Annotated in this window: 26 protein-coding genes; 17 read left to right on the top strand and 9 right to left on the bottom strand. The window is 47.0% G+C overall.

Features of this window, described 5'->3' with window-relative positions; genetic code table 11:
* Positions 1–5 precede the first annotated feature (5 nt).
* The 12 genes from ilvB (BR63_RS10195) to BR63_RS10140 all read left to right on the top strand — a co-directional run bounded on the left by ilvB (BR63_RS10195) (position 6) and on the right by BR63_RS10140 (position 12287).
* Positions 6–1709 (top strand): biosynthetic-type acetolactate synthase large subunit, encoded by a 1704-nt coding sequence (gene ilvB, locus BR63_RS10195; RefSeq protein WP_153802138.1) that lies wholly within the window; start codon positions 6–8, stop codon positions 1707–1709.
* Complete coding sequence (gene ilvN / locus BR63_RS10190) at positions 1681–2160, top strand: acetolactate synthase small subunit (RefSeq protein ID WP_034424029.1); 480 nt, start codon at positions 1681–1683, stop codon at positions 2158–2160. The genes ilvB (BR63_RS10195) and ilvN overlap by 29 nt, the downstream gene beginning before the upstream one ends.
* A gap of 47 nt (positions 2161–2207) precedes the next feature.
* Positions 2208–3203, top strand: a complete 996-nt coding sequence (ilvC, locus tag BR63_RS10185; protein WP_034424031.1) for a ketol-acid reductoisomerase — start codon at positions 2208–2210, stop codon at positions 3201–3203.
* Between the two features lie 19 nt (positions 3204–3222).
* Positions 3223–4890: a biosynthetic-type acetolactate synthase large subunit gene (gene ilvB, locus BR63_RS10180; protein WP_034424032.1), complete on the top strand. Its 1668-nt coding sequence runs from the start codon at positions 3223–3225 to the stop codon at positions 4888–4890.
* Positions 4891–4903: 13 nt separating this feature from the next.
* Complete coding sequence (locus BR63_RS10175) at positions 4904–6457, top strand: 2-isopropylmalate synthase (RefSeq protein WP_034424034.1); 1554 nt, start codon at positions 4904–4906, stop codon at positions 6455–6457.
* Positions 6458–6471: 14 nt separating this feature from the next.
* Positions 6472–7737, top strand: coding sequence for a 3-isopropylmalate dehydratase large subunit (gene leuC / locus BR63_RS10170; protein WP_034424037.1), 1266 nt, complete (start codon positions 6472–6474; stop codon positions 7735–7737).
* Positions 7737–8246, top strand: a complete 510-nt coding sequence (locus tag BR63_RS10165; RefSeq protein ID WP_034424040.1) for a 3-isopropylmalate dehydratase small subunit — start codon at positions 7737–7739, stop codon at positions 8244–8246. Before leuC ends, BR63_RS10165 begins: the two co-directional genes overlap by 1 nt.
* Positions 8239–9318: a 3-isopropylmalate dehydrogenase gene (gene leuB / locus BR63_RS10160; RefSeq protein WP_034424043.1), complete on the top strand. Its 1080-nt coding sequence runs from the start codon at positions 8239–8241 to the stop codon at positions 9316–9318. The genes BR63_RS10165 and leuB overlap by 8 nt, the downstream gene beginning before the upstream one ends.
* Before the next feature lie 367 nt (positions 9319–9685).
* On the top strand, positions 9686–9901 hold the full coding sequence (locus BR63_RS10155) for a 4Fe-4S binding protein (protein ID WP_034424045.1): 216 nt from the start codon (positions 9686–9688) through the stop codon (positions 9899–9901).
* Positions 9898–10965, top strand: a complete 1068-nt coding sequence (locus BR63_RS10150; protein ID WP_034424049.1) for a 3-methyl-2-oxobutanoate dehydrogenase subunit VorB — start codon at positions 9898–9900, stop codon at positions 10963–10965. The genes BR63_RS10155 and BR63_RS10150 overlap by 4 nt, the downstream gene beginning before the upstream one ends.
* 1 nt (position 10966) lies before the next feature.
* Complete coding sequence (locus BR63_RS10145; protein WP_034424058.1) at positions 10967–11713, top strand: thiamine pyrophosphate-dependent enzyme; 747 nt, start codon at positions 10967–10969, stop codon at positions 11711–11713.
* Position 11714: 1 nt separating this feature from the next.
* Complete coding sequence (locus tag BR63_RS10140) at positions 11715–12287, top strand: 2-oxoacid:acceptor oxidoreductase family protein (RefSeq protein WP_034424060.1); 573 nt, start codon at positions 11715–11717, stop codon at positions 12285–12287.
* Positions 12288–12504: 217 nt separating this feature from the next.
* Here BR63_RS10140 and BR63_RS10135 read toward each other — a convergent pair whose 3' ends face one another.
* A complete protein-coding gene (locus BR63_RS10135; RefSeq protein ID WP_187142874.1) occupies positions 12505–13764 on the bottom strand; it encodes an IS110 family RNA-guided transposase in 1260 nt (419 codons plus the stop codon).
* A gap of 303 nt (positions 13765–14067) precedes the next feature.
* Here BR63_RS10135 and BR63_RS10130 point away from each other — a divergent pair, with 303 nt between their 5' ends.
* Positions 14068–14832, top strand: a complete 765-nt coding sequence (locus BR63_RS10130) for an SDR family NAD(P)-dependent oxidoreductase (RefSeq protein ID WP_187142892.1) — start codon at positions 14068–14070, stop codon at positions 14830–14832.
* A 35-nt stretch (positions 14833–14867) separates the two neighbouring features.
* Here BR63_RS10130 and BR63_RS10125 read toward each other — a convergent pair whose 3' ends face one another.
* From BR63_RS10125 to BR63_RS19990, 3 genes are all read right to left on the bottom strand, one after another.
* The gene (locus tag BR63_RS10125) at positions 14868–15122 is read right to left on the bottom strand and encodes a hypothetical protein (RefSeq protein ID WP_243269976.1); all 255 of its coding nucleotides are present in this window, start codon (positions 15120–15122) and stop codon (positions 14868–14870) included.
* Positions 15070–16329: an IS91 family transposase gene (locus BR63_RS10120; protein WP_187142658.1), complete on the bottom strand. Its 1260-nt coding sequence runs from the start codon at positions 16327–16329 to the stop codon at positions 15070–15072. The genes BR63_RS10125 and BR63_RS10120 overlap by 53 nt, the downstream gene beginning before the upstream one ends.
* 653 nt (positions 16330–16982) lie before the next feature.
* Positions 16983–17126: a Spo0E family sporulation regulatory protein-aspartic acid phosphatase gene (locus tag BR63_RS19990; RefSeq protein ID WP_161781908.1), complete on the bottom strand. Its 144-nt coding sequence runs from the start codon at positions 17124–17126 to the stop codon at positions 16983–16985.
* Between the two features lie 62 nt (positions 17127–17188).
* Here BR63_RS19990 and istA point away from each other — a divergent pair, with 62 nt between their 5' ends.
* Positions 17189–18352, top strand: a complete 1164-nt coding sequence (istA, locus tag BR63_RS10110) for an IS21 family transposase (RefSeq protein ID WP_243269975.1) — start codon at positions 17189–17191, stop codon at positions 18350–18352.
* A 133-nt stretch (positions 18353–18485) separates the two neighbouring features.
* On the opposite strand, the gene BR63_RS10105 is transcribed toward istA, so the two are convergent.
* The 5 genes from BR63_RS10105 to BR63_RS10085 form a co-directional block, all read right to left on the bottom strand.
* The gene (locus BR63_RS10105) at positions 18486–18788 is read right to left on the bottom strand and encodes a hypothetical protein (RefSeq protein ID WP_034425946.1); all 303 of its coding nucleotides are present in this window, start codon (positions 18786–18788) and stop codon (positions 18486–18488) included.
* A gap of 43 nt (positions 18789–18831) precedes the next feature.
* A complete protein-coding gene (locus BR63_RS10100) occupies positions 18832–20229 on the bottom strand; it encodes a sigma-54 interaction domain-containing protein (RefSeq protein ID WP_243270115.1) in 1398 nt (465 codons plus the stop codon).
* 32 nt (positions 20230–20261) lie between these two features.
* Positions 20262–20405, bottom strand: a complete 144-nt coding sequence (locus tag BR63_RS10095; protein WP_153802198.1) for a hypothetical protein — start codon at positions 20403–20405, stop codon at positions 20262–20264.
* Between the two features lie 147 nt (positions 20406–20552).
* Positions 20553–21833 (bottom strand): acetyl-CoA hydrolase/transferase family protein, encoded by a 1281-nt coding sequence (locus tag BR63_RS10090; protein ID WP_034425948.1) that lies wholly within the window; start codon positions 21831–21833, stop codon positions 20553–20555.
* A gap of 119 nt (positions 21834–21952) precedes the next feature.
* A complete protein-coding gene (locus BR63_RS10085; protein ID WP_034425949.1) occupies positions 21953–23404 on the bottom strand; it encodes a 4-hydroxyphenylacetate 3-hydroxylase family protein in 1452 nt (483 codons plus the stop codon).
* 177 nt (positions 23405–23581) lie between these two features.
* Between BR63_RS10085 and BR63_RS10080 the strand changes: the two genes are divergently transcribed.
* The 3 genes from BR63_RS10080 to BR63_RS10075 all read left to right on the top strand — a co-directional run bounded on the left by BR63_RS10080 (position 23582) and on the right by BR63_RS10075 (position 25408).
* Entirely contained in the window at positions 23582–23782 is a 201-nt protein-coding gene (locus BR63_RS10080; RefSeq protein ID WP_034425952.1) for a hypothetical protein, read from the top strand.
* Positions 23783–23962: 180 nt separating this feature from the next.
* Positions 23963–24202: a hypothetical protein gene (locus BR63_RS19350; protein ID WP_207724710.1), complete on the top strand. Its 240-nt coding sequence runs from the start codon at positions 23963–23965 to the stop codon at positions 24200–24202.
* A gap of 153 nt (positions 24203–24355) precedes the next feature.
* On the top strand, positions 24356–25408 hold the full coding sequence (locus tag BR63_RS10075) for a hypothetical protein (protein WP_207724709.1): 1053 nt from the start codon (positions 24356–24358) through the stop codon (positions 25406–25408).
* Positions 25409–25443 lie beyond the last annotated feature (35 nt).

The raw sequence follows: 25443 nt of genomic DNA, 5'->3' as shown, positions 1-25443 counted from the left end.
TTAATATGAATGGAGCGCAGTATGTTGTTAAGTTTCTGGAAAATAAAGGTGTGGATGTAGTTTTTGGTTATCCCGGGGGAGTGGTTATTCCCCTCTATGATGTGCTGGGGCGTTCTTCTCTCCGTCATATCCTGACCCGGCACGAACAGGGAGCGGTTCATGCCGCAGACGGCTATGCCCGTGCCACCGGTAAACCCGGTGTATGTATTGCTACTTCCGGTCCCGGTGCTACCAATTTGGTCACAGGGATTGCCAATGCTTATCTGGATTCAGTTCCTTTGCTGGCTATCACCGGACAGGTAGGACTGGACAGCATTGGCCGGGATGCTTTTCAGGAAGCTGATATTATGGGCATTACCATGCCTATCACCAAACATAGTTATTTGATAAAAGATATGAAACATTTGCCCCCTGTTCTGGAAGAGGCCTGGAACGTGGCCACCACAGGCAGGAAAGGGCCTGTATTAATTGATATACCTAAAGATATCTTTACGGGTTCTGTGGATTTAACCAAGGCCTATCCGGGGATTACTACCCGTAAAGGTAATCATAAAAACGGCTTAGAGAACCAACTGCCTAAAATAATGGCAAGCTTAACTGAAGCCAAAAAGCCCCTTATCCTGGCGGGAGGAGGGGTTATAGCCTCCCAGGCCTGGGAGCAGTTGCTGCAGTTAGTACGCTACACCAATCTTCCAGTAGTAACTACCTTTATGGGTAAGGGAGCATTGCCTGAGAACCATCCTGCATGTTTAGGTATTGTGGGAATGCACGGTTTACCTGCTGCTAACCTGGCCTTAAGTGAATGTGATGTTTTATTGGCTATCGGGACCCGTTTTAGTGATAGGGTCACAGGCAAACCCCAGAATTTTATACCTCATGCCCAAATCATCCATGTGGACATAGACCCCGCTGAACTTTGTAAAAATGTAAGAACCAATATACCGGTCGTATGTGATGCGCAGAAATTTTTAGTCCATTTACTTAAAGTGCTTAAAGAAGGAAATATTCGTTTCCAGACTGAAGACTGGTGGAATGAAATTAAGAATTGGCAAAAGAAATATCCCATGAAATATGAAAAATGTCCTAACCTGAAACCACAGCATATAGTAGAAGAAGTGGCCAACCATGCCGGGGATAAAGTGATTGTGGTCACGGATGTGGGACAGCACCAGTGGTTTACTGCCCAGTATTACCCGGTGGGAGGGAAACGCAGCTTTATAAGCTCCGGGGGCCTGGGTACCATGGGTTTTGGTTTACCGGCTGCTATCGGTGCCAGCCTGGGCCGGCCGGGAGAAATGGTGGTGCTCTTTACCGGTGACGGCAGCATTCAGATGAATATCCAGGAACTGGCGACCCTGGCTCAACACCAGCTGCCTGTAAAAATCTTTATCTTAAATAATGCCTGCCTGGGTATGGTACGGCAGTGGCAGGAGTTGTTCTTTAACCGGCATTATGCGCATACCATTTTTAACTACAACCCGGATTTTGTACGCCTAGCGGAGGCTTATGGCATTAAAGCCTTAAAAATTACAGAACCCAAAGAGGTCACAGGTGTAGTAGCCCAGGCCCTGCGTACACCAGGCCCTGTGATTGTGGAATGTATGGTTGATACCGGTGAGAATGTATTTCCCATGGTGCCTCCTGGAGGAAAACCCAATGAAATGTTAGGGAGGTGGCAGGATGAGACACACATTAGCCGTATTAGTTGAGAACCACCCCGGTGTCTTATCCAGGGTTGCAGGACTTTTTGCCCGCCGAGGCTATAATATTGAGAGCCTGGTAGTGGGTGAAACTGAAGATAAAACGGTTTCACGGATCACCCTGGTAGTTGAAGGTGATGAAAAGGTCATCGAGCAGGTGAGCAAACAACTGAATAAACAGGTAGATGTTATCAAGGTAAATGATATTACCAACGAGGAGACGGTGGAAAGACAGCTTTTGCTCCTAAAGGTGGCGGCTGACCCCCCGGTGCGCCAGGAGATTATGCAGATTGTGGAGATTTTCCGTTGCCGCATTGTCGATATTGGACGGCGTTCTCTCATTATTGAAGCTACCGGAGACGAGGAAAAAATCCAGGCTATTATTAAATCTCTCCAGCCCTTTGGCATCCAGGAACTGGTAAGAACCGGCAAAGTGGCTATGGTAAGAGGACAAAAATAACAGAAAAACACAAAAAAACAAAGGATAAATTGAAGGAGGAGATTCTCATGGCAAAAATGTTTTATGATGACGATGCTAATTTAAGTTACCTGGAAGGGAAAAAAGTGGCGGTTATCGGTTATGGCAGCCAGGGTCATGCCCAGGCCCAGAACCTTAAAGATAGCGGCGTTGACGTTATTGTTGGCTTAAGAGCGGATAGCGCTTCCTGGGCCAAGGCCGAAGAGGATGGCCTTAAAGTTTATACGGTACCTGAGGCGGCCCAAATGGCTGATGTGATCCAGATCTTAATTCCTGATGAAAAACAGGCGGAAACCTATAAAAAAGAAATTCTTCCCGGTTTGGCTCCCGGTAAAGCCTTAGTTTTCTCCCATGGTTTTAACATTCACTTTGGCCAAATTAAACCTCCTGCTGATGTGGATGTCTTTATGGTGGCCCCCAAGGGTCCTGGTCATATGGTAAGAAGGTTATACAAGGAAGGAATCGGGATCCCCGGTTTAATTGCCGTACACCAGAACGCTACCGGTAAAGCCATGGAACTGGGTTTGGCTTACGCCAAAGGCATTGGCTGCACCAGAGCCGGAGTCCTTTTAACTACCTTTAAAGAGGAAACAGAGACTGACCTCTTCGGCGAGCAGTGTGTCCTGTGCGGTGGCCTCACCGAACTGGTAAGAGCAGGTTTTGATACCCTGGTAGAAGCCGGTTACCAGCCAGAATCCGCTTATTTCGAGTGCCTCCATGAGTTAAAGCTGATTGTTGACCTGATGTATGAGGATGGTATTGCCGGCATGAGATACTCTATCAGCGACACGGCTGAATATGGTGATATGGTGATTGGACGGCGTATTATCAACGAAGAGACCAGAAAAGAAATGAAAAAGATATTACGGGAAATTCAGGATGGATCTTTCGCCAAGGAATGGATCTTGGAGAACCAGGCGGGTCGGCCCCGTTATAATGCCATCAAACGTATGGATGAACAACATTTGGTGGAAACAGTTGGTAAAGAACTAAGAAGTTATATGCCCTGGTTGAAGAGAAGATAGAAATCGGAGGTGTGATGCCATGCTGCTGGGTGCGGAGATACTGGTAAAATGTCTGGAAAAGGAAGGTGTGGAAGTTATCTTCGGATACCCAGGAGGGGCAGTCCTGGAGATATATGATGCCCTGATGAAGTCAGAGGGGATCAGGCATGTGCTTGTACGACACGAGCAGGGGGCAGCCCATGAGGCCAGCGGTTATGCCAGGGCCAGTGGTAAGGTAGGGGTATGCCTGGCCACTTCCGGGCCGGGGGCAACTAATCTGGTAACGGGTATTGCTACCGCCTACATGGACTCTATTCCCCTGGTAGTCATTACAGGGCAGGTTTCCACCAGTATGGTGGGCACTGACGCTTTTCAAGAGGTGGATATTACGGGGATTACCGATCCCATTACCAAGTATAATTACCTGGTCAAGGACCCCCGTCAGTTACCCCGCATTGTGAAAGAGGCCTTTCATATTGCCAGATCCGGCCGCCCTGGTCCTGTTGTCATCGATATTCCCAGAGATGTCTCGGCCAGTCTTCTGGAGTATGAAGCCTGTGACCATATTGAATTGCGGGGTTATAAACCCAATGTCAATGGGCATGCCGGTCAGATCAAGCAGGTAGTCCAGCTCTTGATGGATGCCAAACGCCCCTTAATCTGTGCAGGGGGTGGGGTCATCAGCGCCGGAGCAGGCCAGGAGCTAACGAAAATAGCGGAAATCCTCAATGTACCCGTGGTAAGTACCATGATGGGCTTGGGCGCCATTCCCGGTGATCACCCCTTAGCCCTGGGGATGCTGGGTACTTATGGGGTAGCCAGGGCAAACCTGGCCGTTAGCCGCTGTGATTTGTTCGTCGCTTTGGGGATGCGTTTTGATGACCGGGTTACCGGAAATACGGCCAAATTTGCTCCTGGGGCCAAAATTGTGCATATCGATATTGATCCGGCAGAAATAGGTAAAAATGTTCGGGTGGATATACCTTTGGTAGGAGACCTAAAAATCGTGTTAAATCAGTTGGTTGGCAGGTTAGTGAATAAGGAAAATGCAGCGTGGTGGGAAGAGATTGCTTCTTTTCCGCCTATCTTCGGTGAAGACCAGGGGGAAAATCCCGAAATCACGGTACCAGAGATCATGAAATCCATCAATGAGCTGGCCCCAGACAATATCATCTTTACTACCGATGTGGGACAGCACCAGATATGGGCAGCCCAGCTCCTAAAAGTGAAAAAACCCCGGACCTTCATTAGCTCCGGGGGATTAGGAACCATGGGTTATGGCATTCCTGCCGCTGTAGGGGCCCAGGTGGCTTGCCCCGGACATACAGTACTGGTTATCACAGGAGACGGGAGTTTCCAGATGGGGATGCCTGAACTGGGAACCGCTCTGGAGCAGGACTTACCCCTTAAGGTATTAATCATTAATAACCAGACTCTGGGCATGGTTAAACAGCTCCAGGATCATTACTGTGGTGGAAGGTATGCGGCTGTGCATTTTAAAAAGAATCCCGATTTTCATTATCTGGCCAAAGCTTATGGGGCTTTAGCCTTAAAGATCACCCGGCGGGAAGAAATCAGGGGAAAAGTAAGTGAATTTCTCCAACATCCCGGCCTGGCTGTACTGGAGGTTATCGTTACGGCTAAAGATAACGTGTATCCCATGGTGCTGGCCGGTTGCGGTTTAGCAGAAATGATTGGTAGGGAGTAAAGGAGGGTATGAGATGGGAGAAGCGGAAAAGCGCATCTATATTTTTGACACAACCCTGCGAGACGGGGAACAGTCCCCTGGTGTGAGTCTTAATCTTGAAGAAAAATTGGCTATAGCCCACCAGTTAGCCCGTTTGGGAGTTGACATTATTGAAGCTGGTTTTCCCATTGCCTCACCGGGTGATTTTGAGTCCGTGAAGCGCATTGCCAACGAGGTACGGGGACCCATTATCGCCGGGTTGGCCAGGACCAACAGGGAGGATATTATGGCGGCTTTTGAAGCCGTAAAGGGCGCCGAACGTCCCCGTATCCACACCTTTGTGGCTACCTCGGATATCCACATGAAGCATAAACTGCGTAAAACCAAGGCAGAAGTGAAGGAAATGGCTGTGGCCGGTGTGAAATTAGCCAAAAGCCTGGTGGAGGATGTGGAATTTTCGGCGGAAGACGCCTTCCGCAGTGACATACCTTTTCTGTGCGAGGTCTTTACCGCAGCGATAGAGGCGGGGGCGAATGTCATCAATATTCCGGACACCGTTGGTTATGCCACTCCCTGGGAGTTCGGAGAATTTGTCAAAGCCATCCGTCAGGGTGTTCCCAATATCGAAAAAGCCATTATTAGTGTCCACTGTCATAATGATTTAGGTTTGGCTGTAGCTAACTCCCTGGCCGCCATTCGTAATGGCGCCCAGCAGGTAGAAGTTGCTGTTAACGGTATCGGTGAGAGGGCCGGTAACGCTTCTTTAGAAGAAGTGGTGATGGCCTTATACACCAGGAGAAATTATTTAGGGTTTACCACCGGCATCAATACCCGGGAGATTTACCGTACCAGCCGGATGGTGAGTACTTTAACGGGTATGTTGATCCAGCCCAATAAAGCCATTGTGGGAAGAAATGCCTTTGCCCATGAATCAGGTATTCATCAGGACGGCGTGATTAAAGAAAGAGAAACCTACGAAATTATGAATCCCGAGCTGGTGGGAATCAGCAGCAATAAACTGGTCTTAGGCAAACATTCGGGGCGGCATGCCTTAAAGCTGCAGCTCCAGGAACTGGGCTATGACCTGGAAGGGGAAGCTCTGGACAAAGCCTTCCGGGAATTTAAGCAGCTAGCTGACCGCAAAAAAGAAATACTGGACGAAGACTTAATTGCTTTGGTGGATAGCCAGGTTGTCGGGAGCGGTGAAGAGATTTATAAGCTTGCTAACCTGCAGGTTTCCATTGGTACCAATATCTCGCCCACAGCTACTGTGGGGCTGGAGATTGAGGGCCGCCTGGTAGAGGAGGCTGCCTGTGCCGATGGACCGGTGGAAGCCACCTACCGGGCTATCGATAAAATTGTCAAACTGCCTGTGAGGCTTGATTCCTACAGTATCAGCGCCGTTACGGGAGGAACCGATGCCCAGGGTGAAGTGGTAGTACGGGTGGAAATCGGTGACCGAACCTTTATGGGCAGGGGATTAAGCGTAGATATCATCGAAGCTAGCGCCCGGGCTTATATCAATGCCCTCAACAAAATTGCCGCGACCTATAAAGAAATGGTAGCCCTGCCTGCTGTTAACGAATGAAGGGGGAGAATACAATGGGGATGACAATCACGGAGAAAATCCTGGCGGACCATGCAGGTTTAGCCGAAGTTTCTCCGGGAGAACTGATCAACGTAAAACTGGACCTGGTATTGGCCAATGATATTACAGGACCCTTGGCCATCAAGGAATTTAGAAAAATCGGCGTTGACAGGGTATTTGACAAAGACAAAGTGGTCTTGATTCCCGACCATTTTGCCCCGGCCAAAGATATACCCTCGGCCCAGCAGTGCCTGGAAATTAAAGAGTTTTCCCGGGAGCAGGGATTAACCCATTATTATGAAGTTGGGCGCAACGGCATAGAACACTGCTTTTTACCGGAACAGGGCCTGGTCGTTCCTGGGGACGTGGTGATAGGCGCCGATTCCCATACTTGTACTTACGGGGGCCTGGGCGCCTTTGCCACGGGGGTGGGAAGTACAGACCTGGCCGTAGGTATGGCTACAGGAGAAATCTGGTTCCGCGTACCCGAGAGCATCAAGTTTATTCTCAAAGGGAAACCCAGGAACCCATGGGTGACAGGGAAAGATTATATCTTAGCCATTATCGGAAAAATTGGTGTAGATGGTGCGCAGTATAAAGCCATGGAATTTACGGGAGAAGCCATCAGGGACTTATCCATGGACGGCCGCCTGACCATGGCCAATATGGCCATTGAAGCCGGGGCCAAAAATGGCATCATTGAACCGGACGAAAAAACCTTAGCTTATGTGAAAGAACGGGCCCAAAAGCCCTGGAAGGTTTATACCAGTGACCCAGATGCTGCTTACAGTGAGGTCATAGAAATCGATGTTACCAACCTGGAACCCCAGGTAGCTTTTCCCCACCTTCCTTCCAACACCCGTCCTGTCTCCCAGGCCACACAGGTGAAGATTGACCAGGCGGTGATCGGTTCCTGTACCAACGGGCGCTGGGAAGACCTGGTGGTGGCAGCGGAGATTATTAAAGGTAAAAAGATTCACCCGGAAGTCCGGGCCATTGTCATACCCGGAACCCAGGAAATCTATCTCCGGGCTGTGAAGGAAGGATTGGTAGAGATATTCGTCAATGCCGGTGCAGTGGTGAGCACACCTACCTGCGGTCCCTGCCTGGGGGGCTATATGGGGATTTTGGCTAAAGGAGAAAAGGCCATCTCTACCACAAACCGCAATTTTGTGGGCAGGATGGGTCACCCGGAAAGTGAAGTGTATCTCTCCAGTCCGGCCATTGCCGCTGCCTCGGCCATACTGGGCCGGATTGGTTCTCCAGAGGAGGTGGCGTGATGGCAGGGAATAAAATCAGCGGGCAGGTCTGGAAAGTAGGCCATGATGTGGATACGGACCTGATCATTGCTGCCCGTTACCTCAACAGGTCGGAGCCGGAGTTTCTCGCCCAGCACTGTTTGGAAGACTTAATACCAAATCTGCTGGAAAGGGTTAAAGCGGGAGATATTCTGGTAGCAGGTAAAAACTTTGGCTGCGGCAGTTCCCGGGAGCATGCACCCATCGCCCTGAAGGCCGCCGGTTTCAGTTGTGTCATTGCCGAAAGCTTCGCCCGTATCTTCTACCGCAATGCCATTAATATCGGCCTGCCTATTATTGTTGCTCCGGAAGTTTCCAGGACCGTGCAAGAAGGGAGTAAACTTGGAGTAGACCCGGTTTCCGGTGAGATAAAAGACCTTACGACAGGTACTGTCTTCCGGGGAGAGCCTTTTCCGCCCTTTATGTTAGAAATTCTGGGAAAAGGCGGGCTCATTCCCTATGTGAGAGAGAAGGTGAAGAACCGTGGTTAAACTGGCGGTCCTTCCCGGTGACGGTATTGGGCCGGAAATTATTGAACAGGCTCTTTGTGTACTGGAAGTCATCAAGGATAAATATGACTTTACTTACACCACGCAAACGGGTTTGTTAGGCGGGGCGGCTATTGATGCCACCGGTGAGCCTTTCCCGGAGGAAACCAAAGAACTGGTCCTGCAGAGTGATGCTGTGCTTTTAGGAGCAGTGGGAGGTCCCAAATGGGACCAGCTGCCGGGGGAGAAGCGCCCGGAGAAAGGCCTCCTGGGTATCCGTAAGGCACTGAACCTCTATGCTAACCTGCGCCCCGTCAAATGCTGGCCTCAGCTCATTCAACAATCACCTTTGAAGAATGAAAAACTTGCAGGGGTAGACTTAATCGTCGTTCGGGAATTGATCGGAGGCGCCTATTTTGGGAAAAGGGGTCAGGAAGCTATCCTGGGCGGAATCAAAGCTTATGATACTATTGAGTACTCCACTCCGGAAATTGCCCGGATAGCTAAGGTCGCCTTTTCTTTAGCCGGTAAACGAAGAAAGATAGTTACTTCTGTAGATAAAGCCAATGTCTTGGATACTTCCCGCCTCTGGCGCAAAACTGTGGAAGAAATAGCGAAGGATTACCCGGAGATAAATCTTAATCACTTATATGTGGATAACTGCGCTATGCAGCTATGCCTCAATCCCGCCCAGTTTGATATTATTGTGACGGAAAACATGTTTGGTGATATCCTTTCAGATCAAGCCTCTGTCTTAGGGGGTTCCCTGGGGATGCTGCCATCCGCCAGTATTGGGGAAGGACCCGCGTTGTATGAACCGGCCCACGGTTCAGCTCCTGACATAGCAGGTCAGGACAAGGCTAACCCCCTGGCTACCATACTCTCTGTGGCCATGATGCTGCGCATTTCCTTTAACCGGGGAGAAGCTGCCCTGGCCATTGAAAAGGCCGTCAGCAACGTCCTGGATCAGGGCCTGCGTACGGGCGATATCTGGTCTCCCGGCACTCAACTGGTAGGGACCCGGGCCATGGGCGAGGCCGTGAGAAAGGAGTTAAGGAAGATAACTAACAACTAACAACTACCAACTAAATCTGTCGAAATGTATTCTGTATAATTTTGAACTTTTCAGAGTGTTTTATGATATATTAATAGTGAAGCTATATAGTTAAATGGGGGTATTGCCTGTGTATATCCGCAAATCTTTGGATTACGGGCTTGCAAAACTCCATTACTTTTTTAAAAAAGGGACGATCCGCCAAGGGTCGTCCCTAAACTTTTGCTTGTTATATTATATTTTCAAAATATAACACCTGTTATATTAAAGGGAGGAAGTGGTGCTTTACTAGTACAGTTTATAAAACAGTTTGGTGATGTAGTAAAGGGTAATCTAATTCCAGAATCTTCGGCCTGATGTGAGTTTTCAATGTTTAGGAGGTGTTGTGATGGCTAAAGTTAGTTTCCGGGAGGAATTGTGCAAAGGTTGTGAATTATGTAAGCAGGCATGTCCCAAAGGGATTATCGAAATGGGTAGTCACATTAATGCTATGGGGTATCATCCTGCTCAGGTCACCGATATGACAAAATGTATCGGCTGTGCTTTCTGTGCCTGGATGTGCCCTGATGTGGTCATTACTGTGGAGAAGGAGGGGAAAGCATGAGCAAGGTTTTAATGAAAGGGAATGAAGCCATAGGTGAAGCGGCCATAAAGGCAGGCTGCCGTTATTTCTTTGGTTATCCTATTACTCCCCAGAGTGAGCTGCCGGAATATCTTTCCCGCCGCTTACCCCAGGTAGGGGGTGTATACCTCCAGGCGGAAAGTGAAGTAGCCGCCATCAATATGGTTTATGGTGCAGCCAGTACCGGAGCCAGGGTGATGACTTCGTCTTCCAGTCCGGGAATCAGCTTAAAACAGGAAGGTATCTCTTATCTGGCGGGTTCTGAGCTCCCCTGTGTCATTGTCAATATCATGCGGGGTGGTCCCGGCTTAGGAGGCATTCAGCCTTCTCAGTCCGATTACTTTCAGGCCACTAAAGGCGGGGGCCATGGCGATTATCGCCTCCTTGTACTGGCTCCGGCTTCCGTACAGGAAATTGTGGACCTGGTAAAAGAAGGCTTTGACCTGGCCGAAAAGTATCGCATACCGGTAATGATTCTCGGTGATGGTATCCTGGGCCAGATGATGGAACCAGTGGATTTAGGTAGCGAAAGGACCCTGGAAGCCGGGGAGAAACCATGGGCAGTAACAGGGAAAATGGGTCGTACCAAAAATATCATTAACTCTCTTTATTTAGACCCGGAAAAACTGGAGAAACACAATCGCCATTTGGAGAGAAAGTACCAGGAGATTAAGGCTAAAGAAACAAGGTCTGAATCGTACCTTACCGACGATGCGGAAATAGTGGTGGCAGCCTATGGCATGATCGCCAGAGTGGCTAAAGCCGCTGTGGATATGGCCCGGGAAGAAGGAATCAAAGCAGGGGTTTTCCGGCCCATAACCCTCTGGCCGTATCCTGAAAAAGAGCTGAACCAAGCGACAGTCCAGGCTAAGGCCGTGTTAACGGTAGAGATGAGCCTAGGCCAAATGGTGGAAGATGTTCGGCTTTCGTTAAATGGACGTTTACCGGTGGAGTTTTACGGACGGGTGGGCGGCATGGTACCTACGGCCCGTGCCATATATGAAGAAATTAAACGTTTAGCCAAAACTTACGGGGAGGTGAAGTAAGATGGCAGTAGTATTTGAACGTCCCAAATCCCTGATCCAGCAAAAATTCCATTACTGCCCCGGCTGTCACCACGGCATTATTCACCGTCTCGTGGCCGAGGTCCTGGATGAATTGGAATTACAGGAGAAAACCATTGCCATTGCTTCCGTTGGCTGCTCAGTGTTCGCCTATGACTATTTTGATGTGGATGCTATCCAGGCGGCCCACGGCCGTGCTCCTGCGGTGGCTACCGGTGTCAAGCGGTCTCGCCCGGAAAGTATTGTTTTTACCTACCAGGGGGATGGTGACCTTGCTTCCATCGGAGCTGCGGAAATCATTCACGCCGCCGCCCGGGGCGAAAATATCACCGTAATCTTTGTGAATAACGCTATTTATGGCATGACGGGAGGACAGATGGCGCCCACTACCCTCATCGGGCAGGAAACCACGACGTCACCCCAGGGACGTAACCCCAAGAGCGCAGGTTATCCTATCCGGATGAGTGAAATGTTGGCCACGCTCCCCGGTGTTACCTATATTGCCCGTACATCTGTTCATGACCCCAAGCATGTACGGGAAACCAAGAAAGCCATTAAAGAGGCCTTCCAGGTGCAAGTGGAAGGCAAAGGCTTCTCGCTGGTAGAAGTGCTTTCCGCCTGTCCTACCAACTGGCATATGACGCCTGTGGAAGCTCTTGACTGGATAAAAAAAGAGATGATTGCCTATTATCCCTTGGGAAAATTTAAATCTGCAGAGGAGGCGAAGTAAGATGTTGAAGCAAATGATACTGGCCGGTTTTGGCGGCCAGGGTGTTATGTCCATGGGTCAGCTCCTGGTTTATGGAGGAATGCTGGAAGGAAAAGAAGTAGCCTGGATACCTTCCTATGGCCCGGAAATGAGAGGCGGAACGGCCAACTGTTCCGTAACCATCTCCAGCTCCCCCATCAGCTCACCTCTGGTAACAGAACCTGATATAGTGGTAGCCATGAACAGGCCATCCCTGGATAAGTTTGAACCCCTGCTCAAACCCGGGGGGATATTATTCATCAACTCATCATTGATTGACCGGCCTGCCAAGCGCACTGACATTACTGTTTATTATGTTCCCGTCAACGAAAAAGCAGGTGTCCTGGGTGAATCCCGTGTAGCCAATATGGTGATGCTGGGAGCCCTGTTACAGGCAGAGCCTCTCATCAAGCCCCTTTCCGTCATGGAATCATTAAAGAAAGTGCTGCCGGAGAACAAGCACCATTTACTCCCCTTGAATGCTCAGGCCCTGGCCATGGGGGCAGAAGTGGTTAAGGAAAAAAGCAATAAAAAGACAGCCTGTAAAGTAGGTTAATAAAAAAGGGGCAGGTTTAACGCCTGCTCCTATTTATGTCCAGGAAAAGATATAATTTCTATAAGGGATGTTAGGGGACCGTTTACTTTGTGCTTTTGTTTTATATCTATATATTGAGGGGGAGTAGCGTGAAAACATTCTCGACAAGCGTCGAAGACCCCTGAGCTTAAAAAAGGGTATAGCAAACAAGCCCTAACGGAAGCAGAGCGCAGAAAGATTAAGCAGGCAGCGTGATATGTTCGGGGTTTACGATACCATGGGCAACCAAGAGTTTAGCAGCTTGCCTCAAAGCTTTCTCCTTTTGCTTATTGCGAAGCTCCACCGGCATATCAACATGGTAGAGGTCACAAGGATTGAAGACTTCACCTGATTGGAGCATATGATAAGTGGCTGTAAGTATCATTCTGGCAATGGCGATTATGGCTCGTTTCTTCCCTCGGCGCTTGGATATCCGCTCATATTTGATACGGTAGTAAGCGGAAGAATTCGATTTTACAGCGGCATGGGCTGCTTGCACGAGCGTGGGCTTGAGATAAACCCCGGCCCTCGTAATGCGAACGGACTTCTTTTTGCCTGCGGATTGATTGTTGCCGGGCGTTAGTCCCCCCCAGCAGCATAAGCGTTTCGAGGATGAGAACTGAGACATATCCGTACCAATTTCGGAGAGGATCGTAATGGCTATGTTACGGTCAACTCCGGGAATGGTACACAGTAGGGCAATGGCGCTTTCCAAGGGTGCAGCCAACCGGGCGATGGTTTGGTCGAGGTCGGCAATGAGCTGCTCCACGAAATCCAAGTGTTTGCGGACGAAACGGATGCGTGTCTTCTGTTCCGCAGACATTTGAAAACCCTCAATAGATTCGATGACCTCGTCGGCTTTCTTCTTCAAGGAGCGTTGCAGCAAGGAAACGCAATGTTTTGGATCGAAAGAATCCGAGTTTACAAGGTAGTCCGTGATGGAAGAGGCAGATTTGCCAAACATGTCGGAAACGACAGCATCAAGGGCGACATTGCAAACGGTGAAAGCGTTCTGAAAGCGGTTCTTTTCGCTGGATTTACAGGAAACGAGCTTGAAGCGGTATCGCGTATACTCCCGCAAAATGCGGATGTTCTTGGACGGGATAAAGCTACCGGGAACCAGACCGAGGCGAAAAAGATCGCCGATCCACTTGGAATCCTTGACATCATCCTTGTTGCCCTTAACAGCAGCAACCCACTTGGGGTTGGCGACGGTAACCCGGATGCTGTCCTCCAGCAAATTGTATATGGGAACATAATACTTCCCGGTGCTCTCCATGCAAACGTCAAAGCAGTTGTTGTCAATCAGCCACTGCTTAAACGCCAGAATGGATTTGTTAAAGGTAGAAAAACGCTTTTTTTTGTAACTCGGAACGATACCCTGCGTTGTGATGAGCGTAGCGACGAGAAATGTCTTGTGTACATCGACGCCACAACAGATGGGATAAACGATTCTCAGAATTCTCCCTCCTTGCAATGAAATTGTGAGGGAGAAGACAGTGACTGGATCGCCGCACATTTAACGCTGAGTTAAAACAATGATTAGCGTGCGGCCTCATGGCACCACTTATTTGTGCTTGTAAGGCGATCCTTACACTGGTTTTTATACTGATTTAAGCCAAGAGGCAGTCTGCAACTCGCCTCACCGTGCTTTGTAGTGTGCCTTCTCCTCAGACAGATTGTACTGTAATCAGGGTGGGTGTGCACCTGTTTTCATTACTATTTGTGTCGCCCGCACCGGCGGCGCGAGATGGAGGTTTTTATGGCCGGTACTCATTTTGATTTGTCCGGCAAAGTCGCTATCGTGACAGGAGCCACCAAAGGCATTGGCTACGGCTTAGCCGTGGCTTTGGCCAGATACGGAGCCAATATTATAGTGGTGAGCCGGAACCAGGCAGATTGTGAGGGAACGGCGGCGGAGATCAAGGGATTGGGGAGGGAAGCCTTGCCTGTTTCCACTGATGTGACCAGCCTTGATCAGATACAGAATATGGTTGAGAAAACAATTAATCACTTTGGTCGTGTTGATATCTTAGTAAATAATGCCGGTACGGCCCTTACCAAAAAGGCGGAGGATATAACTGAGGAAGATTGGGACAGGGTACTTAATGTTGATTTAAAAGGGGTATTCTTTTGTGCCCAGGCAGTGGGTAAAGAGATGATAAAACAGAAGCGGGGGAAAATCATCAATGTGGCCTCTATCCTAGGTCTGGTGGGAGACCGGCAGGTGCTTCCCTACTGCGCAGCCAAGGGCAGTGTCATCCAGTTAACAAAAGCCCTGGCTTTAGAATGGGCCCGTTACAATATCCAGGTCAACGCTTTGTGTCCGGGTTATGTAAAAACTTCCATGAATGAAAAGGAATTGAGTCAAGAGAAGATTTACAACCATATTATCGGTAAAATCCCCGTGCGCCGAATCGGGGAAGTGGGAGATATGACGGGGGCAGCAGTCTTTTTGGCCTCGGAGGCCTCTGATTATATGACGGGGCAGACGCTGGTTATTGACGGCGGCTGGACAGCAGAATAAAAAAAGCGCGACCAAGGTCGCGCGCTCTTTGGTTCCTATAACTCATATTTAATACCATGCACACCTAAGTATTCTTTTGGGCGCATCTCACCGCCACAAACCTCACAACTAAACCTTGGTGGAACTGAAATATCTCCGTCATCCATCATATCGCAGTAATCCACCACTTCCTTCGGAATGTCTTCTTCTATGTTACACTGCAAACAAACAAATTTGATGGTTGCCTTGCCGCCTACTTTAGGCGGCTTTTTCTTTGCGTGTTTCTTTCTTTTTCTGCTTACTGGGCTCATCTATTCCTGCCAACTCCTTTAGTCTTTTTTTAGCAAAGTCATCTACGGCATCAACAACTTTCAATATCCCTGATTTTAGACACACTTTCCCCTTGTATTCCATTATCTCTTTACATCTCATACATTCTAACGGGTCTTTTCCTGTGAATTCTTCTATTTTATTTCTCCAGCCTATCCGTTGCTTTCCTCTTTGGCCGTTTTTCCTTCTTTTCTGCCTTCCCAGGTATGCTTCCATTAATTTGTCAGCCAATCTTTTACTCCTTCTGGAGTAAATTCCATAATACCGGATTGTTTTAAATTGCTCATCCGGTATATGCCTTATTATCCGTGATATGAATTCTTCTACGGTGATGGTTTCTTGTTTTTCTTTTTGCTCTGTTTTATCAAAGTATTTAAAGGTTACATTTTCCCCGTCATAGTCTACAATTCTGCTTAACGCCATGGCAGGTCTTCTCATGTACCGCCCTATATATCCTACTTGGGCTTCTACTGACCCTTGTCCTTTTTTATTGGGCGGACCATAGATTACAAATCCTTCAGGGTTATCATCCCATATCTTTTGAAACAACTTCTTATATCGTTTAACTTCTTGTTCCGGCAGTTTTTTCTTCAACATCTCCATTACTGCCGCCTGCCACCTTTTCCTCAGCATTACATATGGGATAAAGTCTTTAACAACCCATTTCCCCGCTCCGTCAAAACCACCTTCAGTTACTAGGATATGTACATGGGGATTGAAGTTCATTCTTGCTCCAAAGGTATGTATTCCTACCATGGCGCCGGATTTGACTTTTCCTCTTTTCTTCAGCCATTCTAATAGTATTTTTACTGCCAGGTCCATTAGATCTTTCAAGAGTTCTCTATGACGGGTAAATATTTCCCACAAACGTTCGTCCACTGTAAACATGATGTGGCGATGAGGAACCGGATACATTCTTTTACTGGTTTCTCGACTCCATTCTTGGGTGTATCCGGTTGCGCACGATGTACAAAAACGTCCCTTACACGTGTGAGGAACTATTTTCATTTCTCCACATACCGGACATGCGAACAGAGTAAATCCTGCTTCTTTTTGTCCACATCGATTAAATTTATTGATTTCCTTTATCACAACAGGACGTATTCTGTCTTCGTATTTATTAACAAACTTTTCCCAATGCTTGTTCTCATCAAAAAATATCTCTCTTAAGATATTATCCTGGCCCATATGTTCTCACCTTTCTAACAACTACTTCCTGCTTTCGTTAAAAAATGAAAAAACCCTTGCTTAGCAAGGGCTGAGAACCACAAAAATTTTTATACTTTCCTATACGTTGAAAAAACCCTTGCTTAGCAAGGGCTGAGAACCACAAAAATTTTTATACTTTCCTATACGTTGAAAAAACCCTTGCTTAGCAAGGGCTGAGAACCACAAAAATTTTTATACTTTCCTATACGTTGAAAAAACCCTTGCTTAGCAAGGGCTGAGAACCACAAAAATTTTTATACTTTCCTATACGTTGAAAAAACCCTTGCTTAGCAAGGGCTGAGAACCACAAAAATTTTTATACTTTCCTATACGTTGAAAAAACCCTTGCTTAGCAAGGGCTGAGAACCACAAAAATTTTTATACTTTCCTATACGTTGAAAAAACCCTTGCTTAGCAAGGGCTGAGAACCACAAAAATTTTTATACTTTCCTATACGTTAAAAAAATCCTGAAATGGAAAAAGGACTCTTGAACCTTGTCGGTGAAATGCTATGTTTGCGACCACACTTACCGAAAGGAGAGTCCTGCCACTATGGTAACATATTTCTCTACGTCCGTGCAGTTTAAAACATGTCTAAGTTAATCCAAAACAAGAATTAACTCCCAATTTATTCAGCCCTGCTTTCCCGAATACTTATTCAACAATTGATCCAGCCGTTGGCTTAGTTGTACCACCTCAGGATCCGTGAGATACTGGTAGTGATAACATAAAAGTTGACCACTTTCATAGCCTGTGATAATGAAAAAATTGACCACCCCGAGAGCCAATTCCTGTATGATTGAAGTTGCAAAGACAACATCGTACAGGAGGAAAGGACATGATCGGAATGGTCGATAAAGAGTATATCAGAAAAAAGTATTACATTGAAGGGTGGTCCATACGAAAGATTAGCCGGAATCTACACGTGGCCCGGCAGACAGTAAGAAAAGCCCTTCAAAACTCAGAAATACCGAAATACCAACTATCCCAAGAAAAGCCCTGTCCCGTATTAGACCCATATAAAGAAATAATTAGGGAATGGCTAGAACTAGATAAAACCCAACCCGAAAAACAACAACATACAGCCAGGAGGATATATCACCGCCTTTGTGAAGAATATGACTATACAGGAAGCGAAACAACAGTACGGAGATATGTCAGAATAGTGAAAAATGAACTCAATGAAGCCTATGTGCCTCTAACAGCAGACTGGGGCGAACAAGCCCAGGTTGATTGGGGGAGAGCCAAGGTCTACATAAATGGTAAGTTAACTGAAGTATCCCTCTTCTGCCTAAGACTTAAAGCAAGTCTAGTCTCCTTTGTATGGGCCTCCCCCACAGAAAAGCTAGAAGGTTTCTTAGAAGGCCATAGAAGGGCTTTTGAATGGCTGGGAGGAATCCCTTGGAATCTTGTCTACGATAACCCTAAGACGGCTGTAACTAAGATCCTAAAGGGACCTTACCGAGAAGAACATAAGCATTTCTCCAGTCTCCGCGCCCACTATCTTTTTGACAGCGAGTTCTGTAATCCCCACAGTGGTAATGAGAAGGGGACGGTGGAGAATCTGGTCAAGTATGTCCGGCAAAATGCCCTAGTACCAGTACCCGAAGTCAACTCATTAGATGAACTCAACAGTATGCTCCTGAACTGGTGCGAAAAACAACGGCAATTGCGTATTAAAGACTGGGAGCAGGAACGTCAAGAACTAAGGCCCTTACCATCAGCCCCGTTTAAATGTTCCAGCACTCATATGATTTCAGTAAGTAAGCTGCTCCTCTTCCAATTCAGCCGTAATTACTATTCTGTCCCCATAGAATATGCCCATAGAAAGTTACGTGTTGAGGCCTTCGTCGACCGATTAGAGATTTACGATTCAACCAAGCTGGTAGCCATCCATGACCGCTGCTACGACCGTGGCGAAAAGATCATGAAACTGGAACACTATCTGCCTATATTAGCTGCTAAGCCCAGGGCCGTAAAAAATGAAAAAACCCTTGCTTAGCAAGGGCTGAGAACCACAAAAATTTTTATACTTTCCTATACGTTGAAAAAACCCTTGCTTAGCAAGGGCTGAGAACCACAAAAATTTTTATACTTTCCTATACGTTAAAAAAACGCAGGCTAAGCCTGCGTTCTTATTCTGTCTTATTTAGAGTTTCATAAACTTTCTTTAATAATGTTTCTTTAAGGACCTTTTCCTCTACGGGATGTAGGTCTACATACAGGCCGCTTACAGAAATGACTTTACCTTGAAAATCAGGGCGGGTAGCACAATCGGCAGGGCAACCGCTCATGATAATTAAAAGGGCCATCTCATTGTCATTCCAGGAGACAAACTCCCATTCTCCTTTGCTGTGTTCTTTAAGATAGTTGATGATAGCAGGACTGTCAATATGTGGGTTACAATTACCGCAGTATTTGATACCGATTTTTTTCATTGTTCAGCTCCTCGCTAGTAAATAGTAACTTTGCTGCTAATAACTAGGAACCGCTAATAGTGATGCCATACTTCCTGGCTTTGCGGAGAAGGGTAGTCCTGTGAATCCCTAGAGCGTGGGCAGCTTTTTCCATATTTTTGTTGCGTTCTAAGGCCTTGGAGATAGCGTCCTCTTCGATCTCGGCCACTATTTGTTCGAGGGTTTTCACCTTTTTTTCGCCCGGAGAGATTTGCCCTTTGATGTGTTCCGGCAGGTCGTTCTCCGAAATCTCATCCCGGAGGGGAGGAATATAAATAGGGACCACATTGAGGCGATAATATAGATCTTCCTGGAAATGCTTTTCCTGGACCATGGCTTTTAAATCTTTATTGGTTGCAGCAATAATCCGTATATTGGCTAACTGGGTTTGTGTGCCTCCTACCCGGATAAATTCCTTTTCCTGCAGAAGGCGCAGGAGTTTAACCTGCATGGCTAAGCCTAACTCACCAATTTCATCAAGAAACAAAGAACCCCCGTTGGCCAGTTCAACTAGTCCTGGTTTGCCACCTTTTTTGGCTCCTGTGAAAGCGCCCGTTTCGTAACCAAAGAGTTCAGACTCTAATAGGTTTTCCGGGATAGCTCCGCAGTTGATTTTAATAAAAGGCCCCTCAAACCTGGGACTGCAACGGTGAATGAGTTTGGCGATATTTTCTTTTCCCACACCGGACTCTCCCATGATTAAGACGGTAGATTCAACCTGGCTGATCCGTTTCACTTTTTCGATAATAGTTTTCATCTCGGGGCTGACTACAATCATCCCTTCCAGGTCCATTTGCTGGCTTCTCAAGTGCTGGAGTTCGGAGTAGTAACGTTGGGAAAGATTCTGGGTCTTTTCCAGTTGACTTTTTAAAGTGTTAAGTTCCGTAATATCACGAACATTTGTTACTACGCGAACAATTTTTCCTTCGGAATTGTAGACAGGATTTCCCGTGACAATCACTTGTTTCCCGGTTTTCTTTATTTCCTGCATGATGGTGGCGGGCTGCTTCTTTTCCAGGACGATGAGGGTAACAGACTGATCAAAGAAACCTTCTTTGACTAAATCTTTCATGTTACGCCCTATTACTTCTTTGGCTAACACACCGGTAATTCGTTCATAGGCTTTATTCACCCGGATAGTTACACCTACACCGTCGGTAACATAGATGCCGTCGTAGGATGATTCAATTATTGCGTCCAACTCCTCGCTTATTTCCCGCACCGACCTGAGTTCCCGGGAAATTGAATCCAGGTCGGAGATGTCCTGAAAGACACCGATAGCCCCAATGATTTCCCCGTCTTTATAGATTGGGGTCCTGTTGGTAATAAAGGTCCGGTCCCCGATAGTCAGTTTCTGACCTGCTTGGGCTTGGCCTGTTCTCATTACTTCCAAAAGACCCGTATTAACCAAAATTTCTTTAATATGTCTGCCGAGGACCAGAGAAGCAGGTTTTCCTAAAAAGCGTTCCGCAGACTTGTTATGATGGTGACTATTCCTTCCTTGTTGATAGCAATGATGCCATTATAGGTGGATTCAAGAATGGTAAGGAGTTCTTCGGTAAGGGATTCTCCGGAATTCAGGTAGGTTTTTTCTGGCATAGCCACACCCCTCGGTAAATACGTATTACTGGTCGCCTAGTCTTCTTAGTTCTGCATGGCCAAGAGAAATCCTGTTCCGGAAAAGTTCTCGGGGGTAAAAAAAACCTCAAAGGACTTGAGGGGAAGGAGATCGGTGTAGAATCTAAGTTAGTTAAACCTGTTTTTAAAGGTTTTAGAGAGGTTTTCCCGGAAATTCGGGTGGGCGATTTGTATTAATGCTGCCGCCCTTTGACGTAAACTCTTGCCGCGTAAATCGGCAATGCCGTACTCGGTTACTACAAAATGTACATCATTACGGGATGTGGTGACGGAGGCACCCTCGTCTAGAGAGGTGACAATCCGGGAGAGTTTCCCACCCATGGCAGTGGAAGGAAGAGCAATAACTGATTTGCCCCCAGGCGAACGGCTGGCGCCCCGTACGAAATCCACCTGACCTCCCACGCCGCTGTACTGCTTATACCCAATAGTATCTGCACAGACCTGACCTGTCAGGTCCACCTGGAGAGCGGAATTGATGGAAACCATTTTATGGTTCTTTGCAATCACGAAGGGATCATTGGTATAATCTACCGAATACATTTCCACCATGGGATTGTCATTTACAAAGTCGTAAAGTTTTTTTGTGCCCATCAGAAAATTGGCTACGATTTTACCTGGGTGCAAAGTTTTTGCGGCGTTTGTTATGACCCCTGCTTCAACCAGTTCCACTACTCCGTCAGAAAACATTTCTGTATGGATGCCCAAATCTTTTTTATCCTTGAGGAAGAGAAGTACGGCATCAGGTATGGCCCCAATTCCCAACTGCAGGGTAGAACCATCTTCTACAAGCTGGGCCACGTGGTAGCCGATTTTTTCTTCCACTTGGGAAATTTCGGGTTTGGGAAGCTCAATGAGGGGAACAGAAGTTTCTACAATATAGTCTATTTGGGAAACATGGATAAAGCAGTCTCCTAAGGTCCGGGGCATCTCTTCGTTAACTTCGGCGATGACGGTTTTGGCAGCCAGAGCCGCAGGCCGGGTATAATCTACCGAGACGCCGAAACTGCAGTAGCCGTGATTATCAGGTTTGGAGACTTGGATAAGAGCTACATCAACGGGCAGGCAGCCGTTAGTAAAGAGGCGGGGTATTTCTGAAAAGAAGCAGGGAGTATAGTCTGCCCTGCCTTCCTGTACGGCTTTCCGGGTAGAACCGCCTACGAACAGGGCATTATGGCGAAAGTGCCTTTCCATTCCGGGCTGGCAGTACTTGGCTTTACCCATTGCTACCATATGGACGATTTCCACATTCTCCAGGCGCTCAGCCTGGGCTACCATGGCTTCAACCAGGGTTTGGGGTTCGCCGCAAGCATGACCGATGACCACCCGAGACCCTGATTGAATGGCTTTAATGGCATTTTCTGCTGAAGTAATTCTGTTTCTCCAAAACATACGCTCACTCCCCAGCGAAATAAAATAAATTGCTTGTGAATACAAATAATAGCCTGAAGACAGGAAGAGGCCAAACAGTTGCTTGTTTAACTTTTAATCTGTTTGGCCCTGTTTTATTGCTACTCCGTAATACCTGCTATTTTTTTGGCCAGTTCTTTTTTAGCATTGAAATTGGCCTGGCGGGAGATGACGATACGTTGGGCCTGGGGAGACCCGGCGCCATGCATGGATTCAGTACGATAGCCCACGGCCGCCGTTCCCAAAGTGAGGTTTTCGATGAGGCGCAGGATACGGAGCCGGTGTTCTGTAGGAATTTCAAAAACGCCTCTAAGGTATTTTTCCACATAGTGGCCAATTTCCGGGTTTTTCAGGTCTTTTTCCGAAGGCATGGTGACCATCAGTCCGCCGGCGATATCTTCAGCCAGGCGGGCAATTTCATAGGGGAAGCGGGTAACGTTTTGCTTACAAACATTGGCCAGGAGCAGGTCAATGAGATAGGTTCCCGTAGCTGTGGGGCGGCCCTGGCAGGAGCAGGCGATACCACAGGCGTAGAGAGTTTCATTCAGGTGGGTCATTTCAATAAGCTTATCCTTAATGTGGCTGGCTTTGCTGGCTCCGTTATAGTCTGCGGCCAGGGCTGCTGCCCCGATGAGGACATCGCCTACACCTACCTTGCAGCCGCCGTAGCTCTGACGGTGATAGCCGGCAAAACGCTCTACAAGCATCCCGGAGAAGTCATATTCTTTATACATAAAGACCCTTTCCCAGGGTACAAATACATTGTCCAGAATTACCAGAGATTCATGTCCCCCGAATTGGGCGTTGCCCAAGTCCATGGTTCCCTCTTCTAGTTTCCGGGTGTCGCAGGATTGGCGTCCGTAAATATAGATTATGCCTTCGCTGTCTGCAGGAAGGGCAAAAGATATGGCATAGTCCTTGTCTGCTTCACCCATGGCAATGGTGGGCATAATCAGGATTTCGTGGGAGTTTAGGGCTCCGGTCTGATGGCACTTGGCGCCTCTCACAATAATACCGTCTTTTCTTTCTTCTATAACATGGACAAACATATCGGGATCTTTCTGCTGCGAAGGAGAAAGACTCCGGTCTCCTTTGGGATCAGTCATGGCCCCGTCCACTGTCCAGTCGTTTTCCTGCATTTTTAATAGCCAGTTGCGGAAACGCTTGTGGTATTCTGTGCCGTATTTCTGATCTATTTCGTAAGTAGTGCTGTCTACGGCATTTATGGCATCCATCCCCACGCAGCGCTGGAAGCAGGAGGCTGTCTTTTGACCTAAGAGACGGAGCATTTTTACTTTTTTAACCAGGTCATCATGGCTTTGATGCAGGTGACAGAAGCGGTTTATCTTCTTTCCGGTGAGACTGGAGGTAGCCGTCATCAAGTCTTCATATTGGGGGTCATGGGCCAGTTCATAGGTCATAGCCACCGAATTCATGGAAGGGCGGACGATGGGATTGTCTACAATGTTTTCGACCCTTTCACCGAAGAGATAAAGCTTAAACTTCATTTTTCGCAAAGATTCAATATACTCTTCTTTTGTTTTTAAGGGCATACAAATACCTCCTCAATAAGTTTTTATTCTATAATGGTCATTAATCATATTCATGCAAATTGTGTGCCAAGTATTGAACTATTTTAACCAAACTAAATTAAATATAGATAATAATTTTCCTTGGGTAATTTTATTTCGTAAGGTTAAAAGGAAGGCAAAAACAGGTGATGTGCATTTTTGCACAAGTATTTTCAGTTAGAGAAGACTGAAAAAATAAAACGAATCAAACTTGAATGGGAAACAGTGCAACAACGCACAAAAGAGTGCAATGGTACACTGTTTTTTAATCCTGTAGAGGCAAAAGTAATTATTCTCATATGTGTCGGTGATTTTTTATTGTTTGGTTTTACAGGGTTGGCGGTTGAATATCATGTATAAAACGATGACTAACTAAAGGAATTATATTGGCATAGAACTTGCAATTGTAACTATGTTGTATAGTGGTTTTATTCTAAATCATAAAAACTAATAAAAAAGGGGGGATTTGGCAGTTTACTAATTATAAAATAAAAGTGCTTTAAACATTAAGTTGATTAACAACAAAAAGGAGGTAATGCGATGTCGAGCGAAGTACCCTTAAAAGGGCAAAAACTACCGTCAGGAACTTTTCCTATCTTGAAGAGGGATTATGGAGGAATCCAACCCTATATACCCTTTGGTCCTTTCAAAATAAGGCTGCCTTTATTACATTATGAATGGGAATGGACAGAATGTTTCGCAGCAATGTTCTTGGGCGTTGCTTGTTTAGGCGCCGGTGTGGCCACAACCATGGAGGTTTTAGGTGTTAATAGTTTCTAGATAGCCCTTACCTTCGGTGTTTTAAATGCCATCTGCTATGCACTCCCGGCTCATCTGGGCGACCCGGTTGTACCAGGCTGGATAACTCCGGCTTTACCTTTAACCATAGGTTATCTATCGGCATATGCCATCGGTCCTGATCGAATCCATGCGATGATTGCCTTACAATTGCTTGTAGCCTTGCTCTTTTTCGTCATGGGGGCTACTGGGGTAGGAAAGAAATTAATCGATAGAATCCCCATCTCCGTAAGGGGAGGCATTATTCTAGGCGCCGGTTTCGCGGCCGCTCTCAACGTAATAAATGTTAGATTAAAGTTAGCACCGATGACTATTATCCTCTCCACCTTAATCGCCTATTTCTTCTTATTCTCGGGTACATTTGCCAAAGCTGCCGAAAAGAACAGGTGGATTAAGATATTGAGAAATCAGGGAATTGTCCCTGCCCAACTTTTTGCCATTATTGTTGGACCTTATCTCTTGAAAGAATTGCCTGTGCCCCAGATCGTCTGGTCTTTGACACCCGTTAATTTTGGGTATGTTCTGCAGAATTATACAGTCTTCGGCCTGGGCTGGCCCGAATTAAAGTTCTTTATTAATGCCTTGCCCATGGCATTGACCGCGTACATCATCGCCTTCGGCGACTTTATTTTGGCTAAAGAGATCGTTAATGATGCCACTGCAGCCAGGGAAGATGAAACTGTGGAATTTGATGCTTCCCGCTCCAACCTGGTATCAGCCATCAGAAATGGTATTATGGGTCTCTTCGCGCCCTGGGTGCCCTTGAATGGTCCTCTCTGGGCTTCCGGTCTGCTAACAATAACAGAACGGTATAAGATGGGATATAAGACATTACCTTCCTACTGGGGAGGCGTAGGTACCTTCCGGGCTGCCACCGTTATTGCTGTTATGTTAATGCCCCTGGTTACCCTGATTAAACCGGCCTTTGGTATATTCTTTGCCCTTACTATGGTGGTGCAAGCCTTTGCTTGTGGATATATCGGTATGAAAATGCTTGATAACAATATGCAGCGGGGAGTGGCTATGACTATGGCTGCCATCCTGGCTATCAAGGGCGCCGCCTGGGGCTTAGCCAGCGGTATCATTCTCTACTTCCTGATTGAGTATACAGCTTCCGAAAAAGTTAATGTCAAGGAAGTTAAGGTAGGTAATATCGGCTGCAGCAGCAGTATGGACCAAAGCAAATAGGTAAAAGTACGATATATCCTTCGTAGAAAGGATGA

The sequence above is a fragment of the Thermanaerosceptrum fracticalcis genome, from assembly GCF_000746025.2.
In the GTDB taxonomy this organism is placed as follows: Bacteria; Bacillota; Peptococcia; order DRI-13; family DRI-13; genus Thermanaerosceptrum; species Thermanaerosceptrum fracticalcis.
This window is presented reverse-complemented; position numbering and strand designations above follow the sequence as displayed.